Source organism: Trinickia mobilis, from assembly GCF_017315705.1.
Taxonomy (GTDB): Bacteria; Pseudomonadota; Gammaproteobacteria; order Burkholderiales; family Burkholderiaceae; genus Trinickia_A; species Trinickia_A mobilis.
The window spans coordinates 1-6565 of sequence record NZ_JAFLRF010000085.1 but is presented as its reverse complement, the minus strand read 5'-3'; the positions used below and the strand labels follow the sequence as shown (position 1 = coordinate 6565).

Sequence of the window (6565 nt, the reverse complement as noted above, 5' to 3'; positions counted from 1 at the left end):
CGAGCGCGGCTGCGAGCTCCTCGGTCGAGATCAATGCCCCTGGATCACGCATGTTCGATTCTCCTTTCAGTTTGATGTGACGCCTGCATCGGAGCCCTCGTGGCCCGAAATCTGCAGAATATTCTTGGTCAAAAACACAGCCTTAATTGCGAGGCCGGCTTGCCAACAGGGTGTGAGAATATGCCGGCGGATGTGTATCAACAAGCGAATTATTGGCATGCTCATCGTGACAATTGGGAATCCTGATCGATTACCGTAGATCGTTCTCAGGTGGAGTCGACGACATCTTTGGAAAGCCAATTATGTGTATATCCTCCCAATCGCCTGTCACTGTCAACGTAGGGAAACTTTGTACCGTTTGCGCCGCCTTTGCACAAAAAAGCTGCGATAAGTTTGGACCCATCGTAGTGCGAGCCTCAAAAGCGAGCTTGATTACCATCCTCGATAGGAACGGCAAATGGCAATCCAATATATGAAGCATGGCCGTGGCGCAGAAAAAATATCAAGACACCGCAAAAGTGCGGGATACCGCGACGGCCGTTCTCGCAGACGTAACGAAGCGGGGCGGTGAAGCGGTGGCAGAACTGTCGAAGGCGTCTGACAAAAGATTCCCGTTAAAACTTCCAAGTGTGCCGATGAAGACGAAGTCGCAGCGTGCGTGCGTTACTTGTCTAACGGTCAGCTCGACGACATCAAGTTTGCATCCGCTGGTTCTAAGGCTCTAAATAATTTTGGGGATTTATTGCCGTCCGGGTCCGCTACTTCCTGCGATTTCGCGATGGTCGGCTCCGGCCTGCGCGGTTTCGGGCACAACTCGGTGCGTTGTCCAACCTGCCTCCAGGGGGCCGTCCGGTATAGGCTGAGTCTATATCGGGGAGACTCAATCCGTATTTCTCCTGGACCCGCACGAGGCGTACATTTGACTCAACCGTTCCGAAACGGCGTTGGAATCGACATGCCAACGCGGTTTCCCTGGACGAAATCCAACTCTATGGAGACGAGCAATGGGCACGATTTACATCAACGGTAAGTGGGTTGACGCAGTCGAAGGCGAAACCATCGACGTGTTCAACCCCTCGACCGGTGAAAAGTTCACCACAATCAGCCGCGGCAAGGGAGAAGACATCAACCGAGCCGTCGTTGCAGCTCAGCAGGCACTTGAGGGTGACTGGGGCCGAATGACCGCAACCGAACGGGGCCGCCTGCTGTGCCGTCTAAGTCAGTTGATTCTCGACAATGCCGAAGACCTCGCTCAGATTGAGGCTCGCGATACCGGTAAGCCGCTTACTGTTGCCCGCAACGACGTAAAGGTCGTTGCGCGCTACTTCGAGTTCTACGGGACCGCTGCCGACAAGATTCACGGCCAGACGGTCCCCTACCTCGAGGGCTTCAATGTGAGCGTGGTCAGGGTCCCGCACGGAGTCACCGCCCACATCATTCCTTGGAACTATCCCGCTCAGATGCTCGGCCGCACGATTGCGCCGGCTCTCGCAATGGGCAATGCCGCGGTGCTCAAGCCCTCGGAAGACGCATGCTTGAGCGGCATTCGCATCGTCGAACTGGTTGAAGAAGCGGGCTTCCCCGCTGGCTCGTTCAACCTCGTCACGGGCTACGGGCACGAAGCGGGCGCCGCTCTGACTTCTCATCCGAAAATCAACTTCGCGACGTTCACCGGCTCGCCCGAGGTCGGCGCGATGGTTCAGGAAGCCACTGCTCGCAACCACGTCCCGTGCGTGTTGGAGCTGGGTGGCAAATCACCTCAGGTCGTCTTCAATGACGCGGACCTCGACAAGGCCGCGCCACAGATCGTGAAGGCAATCGTCGGGAACGCTGGCCAGACGTGTTCGGCTGGTAGCCGTCTCCTCATTCAGGAAGACATCTACGACAAGTTCATTGAAAAGGTTGCGCGTTTGTTCAATGAAGTCCGTGTCGGCACGCCCGAGATGGACCTGGACTGTGGCCCCATCGTCAGCGCGAAGCAGCAAAAGCGTGTGCAAGGCTTCATCGACGAGGCCATCGCCTCGGGCCTGCAGGTGATTGCGAAAGGCTCTGTCTCGCCTGACGCTCCGGCCGGCGGCCACTTCGTCGCCCCGGTTCTCTTCGGCAAGGTGCCGCGCCACCACCATCTCGCATGCAAAGAAGTCTTCGGGCCGGTGCTTTCGGCAATGTCGTTCAAAGACGAAGCTGACGCCATCGCGCTGGCCAATGCCACCGAGTTCGGCTTGGTTGCCGGTGTGTGGACTGAGAACGGCAGCCGTCAGGCGCGTCTCGCACGAAACATCGTCGCGGGACAGGTCTTCATCAACTGCTACGGCGCAGGCGGAGGGGTCGAATTGCCCTTTGGCGGCATGAAGAAGAGCGGACACGGACGCGAGAAGGGGCTCCTCGCACTTGAAGAGATGAGCACGATCAAGACCGTAGTGCAGAACTTCAATTGATTTCAAACGGATACGGGAGACACGAAATGAGTGCACTACAAGGTAAGGTCGCCATCGTCACAGGTGCAGCCGGCGGCTTCGGCGCGCAAATTGCACGCCGCTACGTCGAACAAGGTGCACAGGTTCTCATCGCTGACCTGAACATTGAAGCTGGTGAAAGGCTCGCTGCAGAACTGGGCAAGAACGCTATCGCTGTCCGATGCGATGTCACGAAGTCGGCTGACATAAACGCGGCGGTGAAAACTTGCGTCGACACGTACGGCATGCCGGACATTGTCGTCAACAACGCTGGCACGACGCACAAGAATCAGCCGATGCTGAACGTGGACGAGGACACCTTCGACCGCGTCTATGCCGTCAACATCAAATCTATCTATCACATGGCACACGCAGTCGTGCCCATGATGCGTGAGCGTAAGAAGGGTGTGATTCTCAACGTCGGCTCCGTTGCTGGCATTAGTCCGCGGCCCGGTCTCACTTGGTACAACGGTTCGAAAGGTGCGGTCAACGTGCTGTCGAAGTCGATGGCTGTCGAACTCGCTCCCGACAATATTCGCGTGAACGCAATCTGTCCGGTTATGGGCGCAACGGCCCTGCTCGAGAACTTCATGGGCGTACCCGACACGCCCGGGAATCGTGCGCGCTTCATCGCCTCGATTCCGCTCGGTCGCCTGTGTGAGCCGGATGACGTCGCACAGGTCGCAGTGTTCCTGGCCACAGACGGTGCGGCGTACCTGACCGGTCTGGAAGTCCCCGTTGACGGTGGACGCACGATTTAAGCCTCAAAGCTTTGACGTGAAGTACCGGCCGTCGCTGCGCACGCCTGCTCAATCCGTAGGAGCACGCTCGATGGCCGGTCCGTAGCGTGGCGCGCGCACCTTTGGTGACATCAACCACTACAGAGAAAGAATGACCATCATTCGACAGCGAGACGTCATTCAGAGCGTCGCCGATTCCCTGCAGTTCATCAGCTACTATCATCCCCTCGACTACATAACCGCCCTCGGGCGCGCATACGAGCGCGAGAAGAGCCCGGCAGCGAGGGATGCAATCGCACAAATCCTCACCAACAGCCGAATGGCTGCGCAAGGTCATCGGCCCGTATGCCAGGACACTGGCATCGTCACCGTATTCGTCAAGGTCGGCATGAACGTGCACTGGGACGACGCCACAATGAGCGTGACCGACATGATTAACGAGGGGGTGCGGCAAGCCTACCTTAATCCCGACAATATCCTGCGTGCGTCCATCGTCAGTCCGCCGGAAGGTGCACGGAAGAACACGAAGGACAACACGCCCGCAATCATCCACTACGAAATTGTGCCCGGTGACAGCGTTTCCGTGGACATTGCGGCCAAGGGGGGCGGCTCCGAAAACAAGTCGAAGTTCGCAATGCTCAATCCGTCGGACTCGATTGTCGACTGGGTGCTGAAGACAGTGCCGCAAATGGGTGCCGGCTGGTGTCCACCAGGCATGCTCGGTCTTGGCATCGGCGGCACAGCGGAGAAGGCGATGGTGATGGCCAAGGAATCTCTGATGGCACCTATCGACATTGCCGACATCATCGCCCGCGGCCCCAAAGATTGGGTCGAGGAACTGCGCGTAGAACTCTACGGGAAGGTGAACGCGCTGGGAATTGGCGCGCAGGGGTTGGGCGGCCTAACCACCGTGCTTGACGTGAAGATTCTTGCGGCGCCCACTCACGCCGCTTCCAAACCCGTCGCCATCATCCCCAATTGCGCCGCCACGCGCCACGTGCATTTTGTGCTCGACGGCTCCGGGCCAGCGCTTCTGGAAGAGCCGTCACTGGATACATGGCCGAAGGTCGATTGGGTGCCTGACGACGCCAAAAGCAAACGCGTCGACCTGAATACTCTGACGCGCGAAGAGGTCATTTCCTGGAAACCTGGCGAGACGCTTCTGCTATCAGGAAAGATGCTGACCGGGCGCGATGCGGCGCACAAACGCATCGCCACCATGCTGGAGAAAGGCGAGCCGCTGCCAGTTGATTTTACGGACCGCGCCATTTATTACGTGGGACCGGTCGACCCTGTCCGTGAGGAAGTTGTCGGCCCGGCGGGACCGACCACCTCAACTCGCATGGACAAGTTTACGGCGATGATGCTCTCGCAAACCGGGCTCATCACGATGATTGGCAAGGCGGAGCGCGGGCCCGCTGTAATCGAGGCCATCCGCAAGCACAAAGCCGCTTACCTGGTGGCAGTCGGCGGCGCCGCGTATCTTGTCTCCAAAGCCATCCGCAGCGCCAAGGTTGTCGCCTTTGAAGACCTTGGAATGGAAGCCATCTATGAGTTCGATGTGCGCGACATGCCGGTCACGGTCGCAGTAGACGCCAGCGGGACGTCCGTCCACGAGACGGGCCCGTCGGAATGGAAGGCAAAGATTGGCGGCATACCGGTCAGCGTTGCATAGGTCGCTGATCAGAGGATGCGCCTATAACCGGTCAAGTTAACTGGTATTTTCGCTCAGACCGTCAAAGCGTTAAGTTACGATGAAGCCTTTCTGCGAGAAGTTTCTCATGATTGAAAACGCTCTCGGCCCCATGCTGCCGGCATTTATTCGAGGGCTACGGCGACGTAACGCCGTTTGCCAGACGTCGAATATCCCGTCCCTGTTTGCGCGCTCCGCGGTTGAAATGACTCCCATTCTGCCGTCGAAGCGAAGCCCATCAGTGGATGCTCGTCGGCGCTGACCGTTATTATGGGAGCGGCAGGTCGCACGCACGGCCGGTGCACCCGAGCGGGTATCTGCACAGACAGGTTGAACCGTACTGACACGTCGAGGTGGTGTAGGTGGGGGCGCCGAAAACGCGCCGCGTGCAGCGCAGTCATCCCAACCCGATCAGACAAACATGACGGCCAGAGCGGCCCGGACGGCGCCTTCGAGCACGGCTCGCTGCGGACGGCTCCGCGCCAAGACGCGCAAGCCCAGCAACACGCTCAGCAACATCTTGGCCAGTTCGCCCGCGGAAACGTCCGGCCTTATTGCGCCGCTGGTTCGTCCTGCCTCAATGTGGCTGCGGAAAAACTCCTCGATGAAAGCTAATTCTCCCGCCACCTTCTTACGAAACTCCGGGTCATGCGGCGCGATCTCAAGCCCGGTGTTGACGAGCATACAACCGCGGCGCGCCTTGTCCGCGATTGAATCCTCGACGATTCCCTGGAAGAATTCCTCAATCGCCTCCGTGGGCGGCAATCCCTCGACCCGCTTGATCCTCGCGCGATTGCCCTGGGTGAGGTAGTGCTCGAGAGCGCGTGTGTAGAGCGTGCGCTTGTCACCGAACGTGTTGTAGAGGCTCGTCTGGGTAATGCCCATCTGGTCGGCGAGGTCGCGGACCGACGTCGTTTCGAAACCCCGGTGCCAGAAGCACTGCATGGCGATATCCAAAGCGGTCTCTTCATCGAACTCTCTTGGTCTTACCACCACCTTCTCCCAATGCGTCTAGTCACCGCCCAGCGGTCGCTTCGTAACAGTGTCACAGTTTTGCGGTACCCGTGCCCCACAGCAGTCTGCACACGATGTGATGATATGCCGTCACTTGTTCAATCGACGACCACCGATCGCTAGCTGGCCGAGCAATGACCGTCTGGCCAAAGGTAGATAACCCAATACAATGCCACGTTAGAGCAATTGCTACAGAATAGCAAGCAGCACCGTGCTGGCGCGGTGTGACATATTGAAGCGAGAAACTAGCCAGATCGAATCTTTGATTGACTCCGTTTCAGGTGACACATATTCTGTAGCCTGTGCTACACAACACACGCAGCGCCGCGCGAGCTTGTTGGCCGGCAGCAGCATCCGCGTGCTCTCTGCCCAGTCGCGTCACCACCTCGCCGACGTGACAGTGCCAATGAAGGACCGATGTGCCGACCGGATGCCCGCAGGCACACTGCAAGCGCCGTTAGCGCACAGTGGATTACGTCGTCCGGTGTGCGGGTATATGCCAATGTCCCCCCACAGTGGGTGGCTATGAAGGAGCGTTTGTATGTCGAATCGGTTACTGTTGTTGCTGTGTGTGTCGGTTCCGGCGTTCATGATCAATCTCGACGCGAATATCGTGGCGGTGTCGCTGACATCGATCGCGCGGTCGCTGCACGCGGATTTCG

The 6565-nt window shown here is 58.4% G+C and carries 4 protein-coding genes; 3 read left to right on the top strand and 1 reads right to left on the bottom strand.

Translation table 11 applies throughout. From position 1 onward, the window contains the following. The first annotated feature begins 1004 nt into the window (after positions 1-1004). The 3 genes from J3489_RS36690 (at position 1005) to J3489_RS36680 (ending at position 4871) form a co-directional block, all read left to right on the top strand. A complete protein-coding gene (locus tag J3489_RS36690) occupies positions 1005-2438 on the top strand; it encodes an aldehyde dehydrogenase family protein (RefSeq protein ID WP_207005690.1) in 1434 nt (477 codons plus the stop codon). A 26-nt stretch (positions 2439-2464) separates the two neighbouring features. Continuing rightward, entirely contained in the window at positions 2465-3217 is a 753-nt protein-coding gene (locus J3489_RS36685) for an SDR family oxidoreductase (protein ID WP_207005689.1), read from the top strand. A gap of 130 nt (positions 3218-3347) precedes the next feature. Beyond that, positions 3348-4871 (top strand): fumarate hydratase, encoded by a 1524-nt coding sequence (locus J3489_RS36680; protein WP_207005688.1) that lies wholly within the window; start codon positions 3348-3350, stop codon positions 4869-4871. Between the two features lie 429 nt (positions 4872-5300). Here the strand turns inward: J3489_RS36680 and J3489_RS36675 are convergent, their stop codons facing one another. Beyond that, positions 5301-5846, bottom strand: coding sequence for a TetR/AcrR family transcriptional regulator (locus J3489_RS36675; protein ID WP_309491489.1), 546 nt, complete (start codon positions 5844-5846; stop codon positions 5301-5303). Between the last annotated feature and the right edge of the window lie 719 nt (positions 5847-6565).